The organism is Bradyrhizobium sp. Pa8 (genome assembly GCF_052588265.1).
In genome coordinates this window covers 1,835,050-1,848,843 of sequence record NZ_CP176767.1, presented here as the reverse complement: position 1 = coordinate 1,848,843, position 13,794 = coordinate 1,835,050, and the positions used below count along the sequence as shown (strand labels likewise).

The following is a 13,794-nucleotide window of genomic DNA, read 5'->3' as shown; positions in this document are numbered from 1 at the left end:
TGAGCTAACCTCGTTGACGGTCCCAGGAATTCTGGCTGGCCAATAAGCCTGACTTACGAGATTGACGGAACTTACGAGATTGACGGACACCTCTGAAGGGCAAACCTGCTCGCCAGCAGCAGAAAACGCAGAATGAGAAAGCCCGCGTAGACAGTGGTCCCAATTGACAAGCCAATCCAGATACCAATGGCACCAAGCCCGATCTTCAAACCAAGCACGTAGCTAAGGGTGAAGCCGATCGGCCAATTGGCTATGCAGGCGAACAGAAGCGGGACGCGGGTATCCTTCAGTCCGCGCAGACCGCCAGCCGCAATGTGCTGCGCGGCATCACTGATAAAGAAGCTCGCGCCGATCAAAAGTAGATTTGCCACTAGCTCCGTGGTCGCGCCCGCATCGTCAGTCGTCTGGTCCAGAAACAGGCCGGCGATTTCAAAGCGCATCGCGACGACCGCGACCGTCAGCGTCGCAGCCGCCAGAATGCCGAGCAGTATAGCAATCAGCCCAGCCCTTTTGACGCCGGGACCGTCACCGCGGCCGACTGCATGACCAACGCGCACGGCCGCCGCCGTGCTGATGCCTAAGGGAACTACAAACAGCATCAAGTCGATCTGAAATGCGATCTGATGGGCAGTGAGTGCGCTGATGCTGACCAGGCCTGCCAATAGCCCCGCAGCCGAAAACAATCCATATTCCAGCAAAACAATAAGCGAGATCGGAAGCCCGGTCACGATCAACCGTCGCATAAAGGGGCGATCGAAATGACACAGATGCGCAAGCACGTGATAGTCACGGAATGGGCGGCGCATTGTGGCGAACCACAAAACGGCAAGGAACATCGTAAAGTTCACGAAGGTGCTGGCGAGACCGGCACCGAATAATCCAAGAGGTGGCAGGCCCATCTTCCCATAGATCAAGAGATAAGCCATAAGGGCGTTGACGGGAATGGCCCCAAGCGTAATCCACAACACCGGCTGCGGTTGGTGGACCGCGGCCATGAAGTTGCGGAAACCCTGAAACCAAAGTGCCGGCAGCGCGCCCGAAGCTAGTCCGAACAGGTATTGCTGCGCGAGCCGCGCCACGTCGGGTGCCTGGCCGAAAGCGAGCAGGATTTGCTCTCCGTGCAGCGCAAACGCCACGATGGGGAACGATAGCAGCAGCGCCGCCCACAGTCCCATGCGCAGCGTGCGTCTTACCGCGGCAAGGTTCTGCGCCCCGAACGCCTGGGCTGCCAGGGGCGCGATCGGCGCCAGCAAACCAACGCCGAGAGTGAAGCCAATAAGATAGATCGCGGCACCCAGCGCTGCCGCAGCGAGGGCATCAGGTCCGATGCGACCGATCAAGGCAAGGTCGGTCGTCATCATCGCGACCTGCCCAAGCTGCGTCAGCACCATCGGCCATGCGAGCTTCGCAACTTCTGCGAGTTCGACCGCGAACTGATGGTAATCCCCCCGTGTCGTCAGTTTGTGCTGGAAGGCTAGCGGTGCTTTTTCGACTCGTTTGTCCATAGAAATAACGCTGTCCGGTTTGCTCTGCCGGCCCAACAATCGGTGTTTCACGGAGAGGAGGGGCAGCCTCCCTGCTCTGAATTCGCGTTGGTTGCCGAAGCGACCTCACTTCAGGACTTGCCCAAGCCAATTGGGGGGACGATCCGTGTCAACGCGATGCATCTGGCATTTAGCTCCGTCACCTGCGGTTACCGGCGTTGAAGATCCCGAAGCAAAGTCCCACGCATACGGATTGCCGATATCGTCGGTCACCACTGTGAATCCTTGAGCTTCTATCCTGAACAAGTCCTTTTGTTCAAAACTCATGCCAATGCGAAAGCCTTGAATTGGAAGGCGATTTGCTGAAGCAATCGTGACAGCATGTCGCAAAGCCGACAGCCGGCATCGACCGTCAGGACTTTGGGCTGCAAGTATGCGGCACGACACTCTTCTCGCAAATGGCTTGAAGCTCCTGCCTTCTTACGTCAGAGCCCAGTACTGCTCAGTACCAGCGCGTTGAGGACAGTGTCGTCTGAGGGCGAATAGGAGATCGACAGCATGTTCATTCGATTCTTCGAGTCACGGTAGGAGCCTTGCTTTCGCCCGGCCTTCAAACAATCGCGAAAAATCGACCATTGTTATCCTCTGCCCTCGAACCACGAAGGAAAATTTCACGCAAGATAGCGGGTCCGCACCTTGCGCGCCTCTGTCGGGAGGCATCCGGCAAGAACGCGAGAATCCAATTTGCCGCCTCGCTGGCTTGGGGCGTACGCCGCACGCGCGCAAGCGGAAGAGTCCACCGGTCGGAAGATCTAAATTTCCTGGCGGGCAATGGCGAAACCATTGTCGCTGCTCGAGTTGGGCGATCGCCGCGGTGGCTTCACAGACCGCTGGCATCGTCTATTCGGCAAGCCGGGTCGGCGCGTTCTCCGGCTTCATCGTCGCCTTCGTGTTGCGCAATTCCGGCGTTTCAGGCGTCTTTGCGACGATCACGACGGCGATGGTGATCGTTATGCTGGTGATCGGCATTTTCGGACCAAGGACCCGCGAGCAGGTCGCCGCCTGATCCGGTCCGAAACCGCGAGCAGGCCGGCATCGTGTCGATGGAACGACGCGCGGTGCCGGCCCCTTGATGATCCCGCTGCGGCACGCCCGAAGTTATCCTGTACCCAACACCCGACCTTTAGCCCATTCGCTCCGCTGCATACGATCCCGGCGAGGCCGGAAAGACGACCGTTTTATCGTCATTGACGAGCACCCGGCGATGGATGTGCGCGTGGACGGCGCGGGCGAGAACCTGGCTTTCGACGTCCCTTCCCAGGCTAACGTAGTCCTCTGGGCTTTGCGCATGCGTAACTCGAATCGTGTCTTGTTCGATGATCGGTCCCTCGTCCAGGTCCGCCGTGACATAGTGGGACGTCGCCCCAATGAGCTTCACGCCCCTCTCAAAGGCCTGCTTGTATGGATTGGCGCCCTTGAAGGAAGGCAGACCGGAAGAGGGAAGTTTTGGAATGGCTGCGACCATTTCATTCCTTCAGCGCGTTGGTCTGATCGATGACGGCCGCTTAACCTGAGTCGCCCGGCCCTCGCCAGCGGGCCGATGAGCGGCATGTTGTAATAGCAACGATGCAGCGGGAACTCGGCTGGCTTCAGAGTGCCGGTCGGAGTTCCGCGGAATTCGCGCCCTGCAAGCCGCTGGTGGGTCGCATCTTCGTGCAGTTTTACGCCAGAGCAGCGAGACCTGCGACTGCCGACAACAGAGGGCCAGTCGGGGCCTGCATCGTCCTTTTGCCGCAAACGAATCGCCCATATAGTTGAAAAATGAGAAGTTCTGCGATCAGATTACAACATTGGGGAATTCGGCCGCACAGGCAAGTTGTGGACAGCATCAAGGCGATTCCTTGCGCTTTCTAACCGGAGATGTGGCGTGACATTTCAGATCATCATGCGCCCGCATCCAGAGGATGCATCATGAGCGAGCTCTCGCAAGAGATGCGGTCGCGCACAGGTTCTGACGAAGCGATCGTCTTGGTCGTCGACGACGACGCTTCGATGCGGCAGGCTCTCACAAATCTGTTTGAATCGGTAGGGCTTCAGGTCGAGGCTTTCGGCTCAGCGGTGGAGATTCTGCAAGCCGGCCCGCCCGAGGCGCCGAGTTGCCTCGTGCTCGACATCCGTCTGCCGGGATTGAGCGGCCTCGAGCTCCAGTCCGATCTTGCCAAGGCTAACATCCACACACCCATCATCTTTATCACAGGTCACGGCGATATTCCCATGACCGTCCAGGCCATGAAGAGTGGTGCGGTCGACTTCCTGACCAAGCCGGTACGCGAGCAGGACTTGCTCGACGCGGTCCAGGCTGCGATCGAACGAGATCGCAAGCGGCGCGACCTCGAGAAAACGGTTTCTGAGTTGCGATCCCGCTTCCAAAGTCTGACGAAACGCGAACGCGATATTCTGGCACTGGTCACATCCGGCCTGTTGAACAAGCAAGTGGCGGGCGAGCTTGGCCTCGCCGAGATTACCGTCAAGATCTATCGCGGGCAGGTCATGCGCAAAATGGGCGCGAAATCGCTGGCCGATCTCATAAAAATGAGTGAAGCGCTCGGAATTTCCCGTCCAAAAGGGGACGTACAAACCTAAGTATAATTTTCAATCGTGCGCCCCGCCCCCACTTTACAACTTGCGGCCGCAACCGCGGCAAGCAGTTCCACGATCGCGAGCCATCAACTTGTCAATGCCTTCCGTCATCTCGATCATCGACGACGATCCATCCGTTCGCACCGCAACAAACAACCTTCTGACATCGTACGGATACATCGTCCACACCTTTGTCTCCGCTGATGAATTCCTCAACTCGGCAGAATTGCGCGATACGTCCTGCGTGATCGCGGACGTCCAGATGCCGGGCATGAACGGACTTGACCTTCTCGAATATACGCGCGGCCTCGGCCATCACACACCTTTCATATTCATCACGGCCTTCCCTGATGATGCAGTGCGCGCTCGCGCGACCAAGGCGGGCGCGATCAGCCTTCTTGCCAAACCGTTTACCACGCCAGCGTTGATCAAATACTTGAAGATTGCGCTGGAGGAATCGGACGGTACGAGCGCATAACGCCTCAGCCGCAGTCCGCTCATACCAAGTCCAAGTCTATCTTGGCGATCGCCACATTTTGCGATGGCCGTCCGGTCACGCAGCCACTTGCAATTAGTGAGATCGACAAAAGATGTTGAGCGTGTTTGCGACCGAGGGCCGAACAAGGGCCCATGGCGCGCTCGCCCCACACATCTCTCAGCCGATGTGCTTATCGGGATTCCAATTTAAGCCAGAGGCCTGGATGTAACCTCAGCCCGACTAACCCACGAGATTTACATCGCGTCCCTTGCACTGAGAACCGGAACCGTCTGATCATGTAAGCAAGCATCAATTGCAAAATAGGAGTTGACAATCCAGACGCGGGCAGATGTGGGGCCCTCCACCGAACGGCACGTAGCATCTTGTGTCATAGGTTGAACGTTCCTTAACCTGTCCGGCAAGAACGCGTCCGGACGATCCCAGTATTTACCATTGCGGTGCAATGAATATGCACAAACCATCACCGCACTCCCTTGAGGAATATTTATCTCGCGGATGAGATGATCCTTCCGTACGTGCCTGCCCTGCATCCACGCGGGAGGATAAAGCCGCAAACTTTCCATCACGGCTCTTCGGACCTTGGGAGTGGATTTCACACTGCGGAAATCAAACTCAGGGAGACCGCCGTCACTTCGTCGAACAGCGCCTCTTGGACAGTTCTGTCCGCAACAAGCATTAAGGTCCAGGCTATTGACGTTGCGGATGCATGAAAGGCGTTTATCAGCGCACGGATGATCGTGTAGGCGATCAGATCCTCAGGCATCTTGGGCTTATCGTCGCAACGATCCAATTTGACTTTGGAGATTTCGCGCGCAATGTGCTGAAAGAATTGCTTGCTCTCTTTAAGTGCGCCGTCCATTTTCGTCTTCTCAGGCCAGGAATCGGCATGGTCTACATTCGCCAGCCACTCTTCTAAAAACTTTCCGCTCGTGATGAATTCATCGGCATGGCGGGAGATATCGAAATCGTAAAGCAGTTTGGCCATTAGGATCAGCATCCAGCGTTTAATCTCGTGTGAGATCTCGACGGAGCGTTGACCTGCGACGTAGGGCGTAACACGTTCTTGAAAGCCCGCCGCGGTTTGAGTTAGCGCGGCTGAAATGGCGCCGTATGGTTTGGCTTGACCAGAGGAGGTTGTTTTCAGCTTCAATAGCGGGGACGCCGATGGCGCATATGCATCGACAATGTTTCTGTAGTGATGCTCGCTCGCGCCGTAACAATCGGTGTCTTCAAAAAAGCGCCGAACCAAATCGAGAGAGTTGAAAACGAAGATTTGTCGACCGCCATTTTCGTACCTGTAAAGATCGGTGTGGTTTACTCCCAACATAAAGGCAGCAAAGTCCACTCGGTCCTGAATTTTGGGGAGCTCAAATTTGTCGTAAAGGACCGTCAATGCTACTCACCCGATTCATTCCCAGGAAGGCAATGAGCAACCGCATGCTGTTACCAGGCCCCCGAGATGCAACACAGAGGCGCTTCCTCGCCCTGCCGTCAAGGGGCAAGGCGAGGTCAGTGGCACTGCAGTTTCGGCCTGCTTAGACCGCAGTAGTGCGCCTGATTTCTTCAAAGACGTTTAGGCCGCTCTAGTCGCGACTTTCGTATCCTGCGGCGTGGTCCCAAAACCACCGCTGGTCGAAGAGCTACGAGCTTCTTTTGACTTGGTCTGTTCTTGGCTTGGCATCGGCGCTTTCTCTCCGTAAGCCCAAGATCCTGTCGTGCTGCTCATGTTCAGATCCTTCTACTGGCCTCTATTGGCCTACTGTGTGAACGAGCAACGGCCGTGCCAGCGCACCTCGCGAGCATAAGCGCGTGATTTGGCTTCGCAATAGCTCGCCAAACGCAATCGCGCGCCGTGTTTGGTTCTCACACTTTGTGCGCTGCTGTCAGACTCCGTACAAGGAGCGAGAAGCTGGCGCAGCCGGATCTTTGTACAGACTCAAATCCAGGCTGAATTTCGCTTCGGTCCAAGGCTTTGCTCGCCCCAAGACTTCGCTCAGACCCGAAACAACGGTTCGGGGATGAGCCACAATCTCATTTTTGAAGAGTTGGAGGCAGATCGCCTGAACTTCTGCCCGTGTCCCCTTTTTGACCGACGATCATGGACCAATCCAATCCTAGGAGACCGAAGCACCTGTCGAGCTAGAAGGAGGTCGGCTGATGTACCATAGACCTTTGCGGCGACCGCGGGCTGTTCGAGTGGAGCGGGTGGGACCAGCGGCAGGATCGATTTTGAAATGGCTGATCGATGTTCGATTCCAGGCGATATGTCTCACCGCGTCTGCCCTATCTCATCCGTTGCTTGCGATCGTTGCCGTCATCTGGGCACAACCTTCATCTCTACTCAGACAGAACACACAAGGGCTCACAGCCTACAACTTCACCCTGCGTACGATTCAAGCCTCATGGGAGCCGTCCTGACATGAGATAGTTGCAGTAGCTGCAGCGTCGGCTCGTTTGCTATACTCAAAGGCGCGTCACCTATCCCTCTCAGGTGATGTAGGGGCGGACTCGGCGCCGCATCCCCCGATCCGGACGTCGGTGCCGCCCCGCTCTACTCTCAGCGCCCGATCGGCAGGAGGCGATGTGAAGCCGGGCGGCCGCAGCATCGAGACCCCAGTGGCACATTTTGAGTGTACGCCCGCAAAACTTATGCGCGTACGAAGATCAGCATCTCCGTACCGGGGGAGTGAATGGATAAAGTTAGATGGAGCTTTTGCCACGTGCTGGGTTTCTTATCCAATTCCCCTGTGCGGGTGGCTCAGCATTTTCCACGCCCCTCCCGAGGCCTGCGTAACGCCGCCTGCGATCATTTCAAGCAGGCGGCGTTGCTATTTCGCCAGCCGAGCATTCACAGCGCGAGCGCAGCGAATATGAGTATGCCGCCCGTGATAACCATTCCAATGAAGAGTCCTTGCACGCAGTCCATCGCGCTTTCCTTCGATCGCCTCTTCACCTGGCGCGCTCAAAGCGGCGCAACTGTTCCAACCCTTGCATGGCGATCGTCCGAATTGCGGTGCGCACCAGCTTTCGGCTAAAATCGCAATCGGGTATATAGGCTCTTCACACAACCTCGCGAGCCCCTAGACTTGGTGGGGAGTTGCACAACACGCGACCTCCGGCGGCGGCGTCCGTTTGCGGCCATGCTCGCCGCTGAACGCATCGACAAGTGCTTATCCGAGTTCCTCCCACCGATCAGAAAGCACCACTCGGACGGCGCGGCTGAATTGGAAGCGATGTTCGGCGTCGGTCACCTTGCCGAGTGAGGCACGGTCTTGAGCGTTTTCCCTATGGAACGTGATGAGCGGACTGCCCAAGTCCAACAGCTTGAAGTGGTGCACGCCGGCCGGCGCGACGCTGCTCCGAGGATGAGAAGATCAAGATCCTACTTGGGAGCTTACAGGCCGCACGCCAGTTTGCGGCGACGACGCGACAATACGGCATCGGTCGTTGCTACTCCGATGCCGGCATTTATTTCAACCCAAGCCGAAGAATGCCACCGTGCAAGAACTGGGCGTCGTACCAGCGAGGGTTATCCTGGCCTCGGGGAGCGCCTGGTCCTTCGAGCCGCCAACAGAGGAGTTATTGTGATCAAACTTGCGGTCAGCGGATCACGGCACGGCTAGCGGCTCGCGGCGCTGGCCGATGCACAACCGAGACGAACCGTTGCATCTAGCTTGCGGGCGCGGATTGTTGTGCATCCTGTGTCGGCCGCAGCTTCATTTCATTATTCTGACTGCTACCGCTTGTGCCCTTGCCGGATTTTCATTGTGCATCCGGAAGAGGTTGATCAGGATCCCAATCCCACGACCTGTTAACGCAGGACGCCTTCGTGTCCTATGTAGAACCAGAAGCGGGCATCCTCGGTCCACTGCACTCGCGACGTCGAGCCAGTTCTTCTCCGCCGACCTCCTCGGCGACCGCATGATGGTGGCGACGCGATGGACGTGTTGAGGCGCATGATCAGGCAGCCCCATACTCTGGTCGACGACAACGCTCGTTGCCGATCCCCGGTGATTATGCTTTTGGCCGATTGATGCGCTCGTAGTTCCGCACCTGTCCGGCGATGCCGAGGGGTGGCATCTCCCCCTGCTAACCGACGCGCTATTGCGGCTCGTCCTTGCGAAACTGATACGATCCTGACACCACTTCGGAAAACCTCACATACGAGGTTGTGACGTAAGGTTATCACTCGCAACCAATTGCGTGCGGTTGCGGCACATGTTGTTGTCCAAAAGCGATCTTGCCTGATGTCTTCGTAAGCTGCTTGCGAATTACGACATCAGGCAAATTGCTTCTTGTCGGCGCGTGATTCCTTTAAAGGAGAAGAGCATATGCAGTTCAGTGGCAGCCAACTGTCGTTCCTGTTGTCCCTGCTTTTGGCTGCAAGTGCGAGCACGTTCGTCAAGGCCGATGAGCCCTCGCCGAAATACGCCGAGGTGCTCGGCGCCCTGCAGGCCGGCAAGAATGTAAAGCTCATACTCGACCTCAGCCGCTGTACCACAATTGATGGCGACAAGCCCGGGCCGGCCGTGCAGGGCGGGTTGGTTATCAACGCCTTCAGGGTGAGCCCTCAGCACGGCATCAGCTTCGCCAATGCGCATCAAACCGTTGACAGCTCGGGACACCCGGTTACGGAATACATTCGCCACAGCCTGAGCCGCGAAGGCAAGCTCACGGTGCGGGCCTCAAGGCTGGCGCCCGGGGCGACCGAAGTCGTGAACCAGGGTGATTTCGTCTGCGAACTGCCGGACGGCGCGAAGTTCGTCTGGTAAATTTGAAGAAGACTCGCACGACGGCGGTGCGGTTTTGCTACCTCCGATCTCAAAAGCGGATTGGACATGTATCAACGCCATGACACCGTTGCCGCGATCGTACGACGGCCGGTTGGTTTCTGGCCGTCCTTCTGTACTGTAGTGCGTTCGCCAAACGACAAATTTGCTTTAGGTTCTGAAACAGCATTTCATTGAGGTGACGTTGTGCGTCGAGAAGTTTGTGGCGTGTTATTTGAATTATCGCGACGAGTTGTTGAGAATGATGGCTTGAGCCACACCGCCAGAACGATGGAACGTCGATGTAAATCTGCGATCACTCGGTGATCACCGCATCACGCCCGATCCCGTCCCCATATTCTTCAAGCTGGTCGTGGGATACAGAACGTCGATCGCCGGGTAATGCTCGACGTTAGTCCCGATGCCGAACATGATAGATGTCGGCTGACCTGCCGGTCGACGCCTTGGCTCTCATGAAGATTTCCGCAGATTGTCTTACCGCCGCAAAGAGCGTCGTGAGGCCTCTTGATAGAGAATTCAACCTGGCCACCGATCAGCACACTTATGGCAAGTGACGCCCGGACGCCGAGAGGTTACCTTGGCGTATTGAATTTCGAGCTGCGACTCTCCAATGGATGTGCTTCGTAACGCGTCATAAACCGTCACCGCTGTCGCAGAGGCTCTCCATAGATTGTCGTCCGTTAACAAGCCGGATTGAGCTGGGCCTGGCAAGTGAGCGTTCGCCATAGCAATCCCAGGAACAGGCGCAATAATTCTCTGAGCCAGGCGAGGATGCGGCGCAAGTTGTGGCCGACGGCTGAGAGGATGACGTTGGCGGCGTCGCCGGCGCGGCCTTTGAGGTAGCAGCGGCTGAGATGACCTTCGGTCTTCATGTGTCCGATGATGGGCTCGATGGCGGAACGGCGGCGCAGCTCGCGCTTGATGACGCCGAAGACGCCGCGCTTCTGGCCGGAGATGAAGACGCGACGTGGATTTTGAGCGTCGTGGCCGCGGTACCCCTTGTCGACATAGGCCCGCTCGATCGGACAGCCGGTGAGTGTCTCGGTGCGGTCGATGACGCCTCGCAAGGTGTGACCGTCGTAGGGGTTGTCAGGCATCGCGCTGGCGTGCAGCACGAACAGGCCACCGGGGGCTCGGCGGTTGTTCGTGACGATGGAGGCCTTCACACCGAATTCATAGGGCGCGGCGGCCTTGCCCTTGCCGATGCACTCCACCTCCGGGGCATGAAAGGAATAGAGCTTCCAGCCGCGCTGGCGCTGCTGCTGTGAGCGGATCTGGCTGGCTCGACCAAGGGGGAGTGCGAACGCCTCTTCCAGTGTTGGTTGGTCCTCGATCTTGCGACGGATGTCGCGGATGATCCGGCCCAGCCGGCTGCGCAGGATACGCAACTGCCGCTGATGCCGCCCGAATTGTTTGGCATGAGCGTAGCGACCCGCCATCATCGCGGCTGCCTTGGCCACGCGAGAATAGGATTGCCGCAGCCTGACGCCGTGCTGTCTCGCCAGGCGGTTGAGCCCCCTGATGGCCGCATGCAAGAGCTTGGCATCGGTCGGAAAGGTGATGGCCTTCGGCTGCACCGTGGTGTCGACCGTGACCCGTTTGAGGTCCTGGCCGCGTAACGCGCCGGCCGCGTGCGCCACCCGCAGGCTCTCGGCCAGCAGCAGCTCCAGCTTGTCGCCGAGCCGCTTGCGCCAACGGCTGAGGTCCGAGCGCTCGTGCGGGAAGCTGTGCTGGAAGAACTCTTCGCCGGTGAAGAACTGGAAATACGGATCGTGGACCCAGCGCTCGCACACCCCCTCATCGGACAGCCCGTAAATGTGCTTGAGCAGCAAGAGCCCGATCATGAAGCGGGTCTCGATCCCGGGCCGGCCGTTCTCGCTGTAAAGCGGAGCGATCTCGCCGTCGATCCAATCCCAATCGATCTTGCCGGCGAGCAGAACCAGCTCGTGCTTCATGTTGATGATCTGGTCCAGTCGCGCCCGGAACAGGTCATTCGATCCCGTCGTCTTGTGCTTCTTCGGCCGCATCGTCCCCTCCGATGCGCAACAGAATCATGGCCCGTCGCAAAAGGAAATCCAAAAACCAATTTGCAAGGTTTGGACGCCTCAAGCCCCAAATCCCTGCAAGCTTAAACGCCTCCAAACCCCGAAAACAGACTCTTTCTCAATCGCTTAAAGCCTTGTTCACGGGCGACTAGATTGTGAGGTGAGGCCAAGCTTCAACTCGCAATGGCATCAAACTGCTTCGCGCCATTGTGTTCGGCGCCCTCACAGATCCGACAGAGGCCGGATACCACGCGGCAAGCATTTTTAATAGACCTGACCGACACGAGAACTTTGGGTCACGGGCTCTACTCCCTGCCACGCGACACCCGCCTGCTTAATCAGGTCGTCGGCGCTAACAAACGAAAGTCGCCTGGAAACGGCGAGAATGATCTCCAGTGATCCGGAAGCCACTCCCATGGGGTTGGTATTGCCGCGCTGGCTCTGCGCGATCTTCCGGATGCGATCGACGATGGTCGTACGCATGCGACAAGATTACGGCGATAGAGTCCTTCGCAAGCGCGGCGCCGGCAGAAGCGATGAGCGCCCGCACTCAACGCTTGGCTCGCGCGACGGCACTACGCTCGCATCCTGATCAGAAAGTTGCTGACTTGCCCCTGCAACGAACCGATATTGTCGCTCAACTCTTGGACCTTGTCGACGACCTGACCAGCTGACGAGCCAGAGGCGCGCGATGCGTCGTTCAGTCGGTCAATATCTCGGGATGCCTCACTCATATCAGAACTGATGTGTGTGATACTTTTTGAAATGTTATTCGTAACAATCGATTGCTCTTCTATCGCCGCCGATATGCTGTTCGAGATCTCGCGCATCTTGTCTATTATCTCAGCGGCATCAGCCATCGCCGCAGCGGCCAGCCCCGTCCTTTCCTGAATAGCAAGAATCTGAGCGTCAACCTCACTCGTTGCCTTTGCTGCCTGAGTAGCGAGGTTCTTCACTTCGCTAGCCACTACTGCAAAGCCTCTGCCCGCTTCGCCCGCTCTCGCCGCCTCAATCGTCGCGTTGAGCGCCAGTAGATTGGTTTGTGATGCTATTCCCTCGATGAGTTGGACGACACTGCTGATCTTCGTAACCGACGCAACGAGCTCGTTTAGTGTTGCTTCAGCGTGCACCGTCTTATTTCGTGCGGCTTGCGAAATGCTCGCCGCGGTCGACACTTGCCTACTGATTTCCGAGATTGATGCAGAGAATGTTTGGGCAGCTGACGAGACGGCGGCCGAATTTTCGTCCGTCTTTTTCACTATTCCGGTCATGCCTTCAGCGCGAAGACAGACATCATCTGTGGAAGTCGTAATTGCCAATGAGACTGCTTTCATATGCCGCATGGAGCTCGCCACAACATCGACAACCCGCGAGACGTCGTTTTCAAAGTTCTTCGCTAAGCTCAATCGCTCCTCGCGCATACGCACCAGGTCAGTTATGTCCTGCCAACCACACACGACTATCGGACGGCCTTCGAACTTAGAAACCACAAGGCTTGCTCTGACCGGAATGGGAGTCTGATCCTTGCGGCGAAGCCACCACTCGATGGCGGCATGGCCTGATTGCATCACGACCTTATTGGTCTCTGCGAACATTTGCGCAACACTTTTGCCGTTAGGTTGCGGATCAACCGAAAGCGAGGCAAGTGCCAGCCCTCGCATTTCTTGTCTATTGGAAAACCCAAGTATGTGAGCTGCGGCATCGTTGCTCAGGACGCACCTGTCGGAGTCGAAAACTGCAATACCATCCTTGATCGACTCAAATGCATTGATAGCCATCAGATCATCAAAAGTCGGCTCTAAGGTTTTCTTCCGCGTCGATGTCGCGAAAGAAAGTGCCAACATTAGTCCACCGACAAGCAGCGCACCCCAGAAGTGAATCGACAACGCGTCCGCATTGGCAGCCACGGTTGCTGCCGGGATCGACAACGCCAACGCGAGACTTGATATTAGATTGCGCCACATCGAAGCCCCCAACTGCGGATGAAACCCAACGCAAAGGTGGTATAGACTCTCGATTAAAACTCTCTTTCAGTGGCAGTCGCCCCGTCGGGGATGGTGACGCATGCGTTTGGAAGGTAAGCAAAAAGACGTGCGGCTAAATACCAACACCGCGCTGTCCGCAATCAATGCGTTGATCAATCTAGACAAATCCTATCTGGCGCGCGGGCGGTGACGCAGGCGAACATCAACGGTAAGCAGGAAGCATCCTTTGCGAGTAGCGCGCGCGTATACGCGAGTATACTCACTTATACGCAGGTATAAGTCGGAGTAAGGATTGCGATCACATTTCACGAACATCGCGCCATCATCTGCGCCCTCCGCCGGCAACTCCGG

Annotated in this window: 10 protein-coding genes and 1 pseudogene; 4 read left to right on the top strand and 7 right to left on the bottom strand. The window is 57.2% G+C overall.

Annotated elements, in window-relative coordinates; all coding sequences use genetic code 11:
- Nucleotides 1-71 precede the first annotated feature (71 nt).
- Nucleotides 72-1,505 carry an MATE family efflux transporter gene (locus tag ACKWRH_RS08365; protein ID WP_445220109.1) on the bottom strand — a complete coding sequence of 478 codons (1,434 nt, stop codon included), beginning with the start codon at nucleotides 1,503-1,505 and terminating at the stop codon, nucleotides 72-74.
- A gap of 853 nt (nucleotides 1,506-2,358) precedes the next feature.
- Between ACKWRH_RS08365 and ACKWRH_RS08360 the strand changes: the two genes are divergently transcribed.
- Complete coding sequence (locus ACKWRH_RS08360) at nucleotides 2,359-2,550, top strand: hypothetical protein (RefSeq protein WP_445220108.1); 192 nt, start codon at nucleotides 2,359-2,361, stop codon at nucleotides 2,548-2,550.
- A 117-nt stretch (nucleotides 2,551-2,667) separates the two neighbouring features.
- Here ACKWRH_RS08360 and ACKWRH_RS08355 read toward each other — a convergent pair.
- A pseudogene (locus ACKWRH_RS08355) lies at nucleotides 2,668-2,979 on the bottom strand (formyltransferase family protein); the annotation flags it as partial.
- 476 nt (nucleotides 2,980-3,455) lie between these two features.
- Here ACKWRH_RS08355 and ACKWRH_RS08350 point away from each other — a divergent pair.
- Nucleotides 3,456-4,127, top strand: a complete 672-nt coding sequence (locus ACKWRH_RS08350) for a response regulator transcription factor (RefSeq protein ID WP_445220107.1) — start codon at nucleotides 3,456-3,458, stop codon at nucleotides 4,125-4,127.
- 88 nt (nucleotides 4,128-4,215) lie between these two features.
- Nucleotides 4,216-4,602 (top strand): response regulator transcription factor, encoded by a 387-nt coding sequence (locus ACKWRH_RS08345; protein WP_445220106.1) that lies wholly within the window; start codon nucleotides 4,216-4,218, stop codon nucleotides 4,600-4,602.
- Between the two features lie 254 nt (nucleotides 4,603-4,856).
- Here ACKWRH_RS08345 and ACKWRH_RS08340 read toward each other — a convergent pair whose 3' ends face one another.
- Both ACKWRH_RS08340 and ACKWRH_RS08335 read right to left on the bottom strand, forming a co-directional pair.
- Nucleotides 4,857-5,186, bottom strand: coding sequence for a cytochrome P450 (locus tag ACKWRH_RS08340; protein WP_445220105.1), 330 nt, complete (start codon nucleotides 5,184-5,186; stop codon nucleotides 4,857-4,859).
- Between the two features lie 29 nt (nucleotides 5,187-5,215).
- Nucleotides 5,216-6,016: a hypothetical protein gene (locus ACKWRH_RS08335; protein WP_445220104.1), complete on the bottom strand. Its 801-nt coding sequence runs from the start codon at nucleotides 6,014-6,016 to the stop codon at nucleotides 5,216-5,218.
- 2,938 nt (nucleotides 6,017-8,954) lie between these two features.
- Here ACKWRH_RS08335 and ACKWRH_RS08330 point away from each other — a divergent pair.
- On the top strand, nucleotides 8,955-9,395 hold the full coding sequence (locus tag ACKWRH_RS08330) for a VirK family protein (RefSeq protein ID WP_445220103.1): 441 nt from the start codon (nucleotides 8,955-8,957) through the stop codon (nucleotides 9,393-9,395).
- Nucleotides 9,396-10,093: 698 nt separating this feature from the next.
- Here the strand turns inward: ACKWRH_RS08330 and ACKWRH_RS08325 are convergent.
- From ACKWRH_RS08325 to ACKWRH_RS08315, 3 genes are all read right to left on the bottom strand, one after another.
- Nucleotides 10,094-11,440, bottom strand: a complete 1,347-nt coding sequence (locus ACKWRH_RS08325; protein ID WP_445220102.1) for an IS5 family transposase — start codon at nucleotides 11,438-11,440, stop codon at nucleotides 10,094-10,096.
- 282 nt (nucleotides 11,441-11,722) lie between these two features.
- Nucleotides 11,723-11,941, bottom strand: coding sequence for a hypothetical protein (locus ACKWRH_RS08320; RefSeq protein ID WP_445220101.1), 219 nt, complete (start codon nucleotides 11,939-11,941; stop codon nucleotides 11,723-11,725).
- Nucleotides 11,942-12,033: 92 nt separating this feature from the next.
- Nucleotides 12,034-13,422 carry a methyl-accepting chemotaxis protein gene (locus tag ACKWRH_RS08315; protein ID WP_445220100.1) on the bottom strand — a complete coding sequence of 463 codons (1,389 nt, stop codon included), beginning with the start codon at nucleotides 13,420-13,422 and terminating at the stop codon, nucleotides 12,034-12,036.
- Between the last annotated feature and the right edge of the window lie 372 nt (nucleotides 13,423-13,794).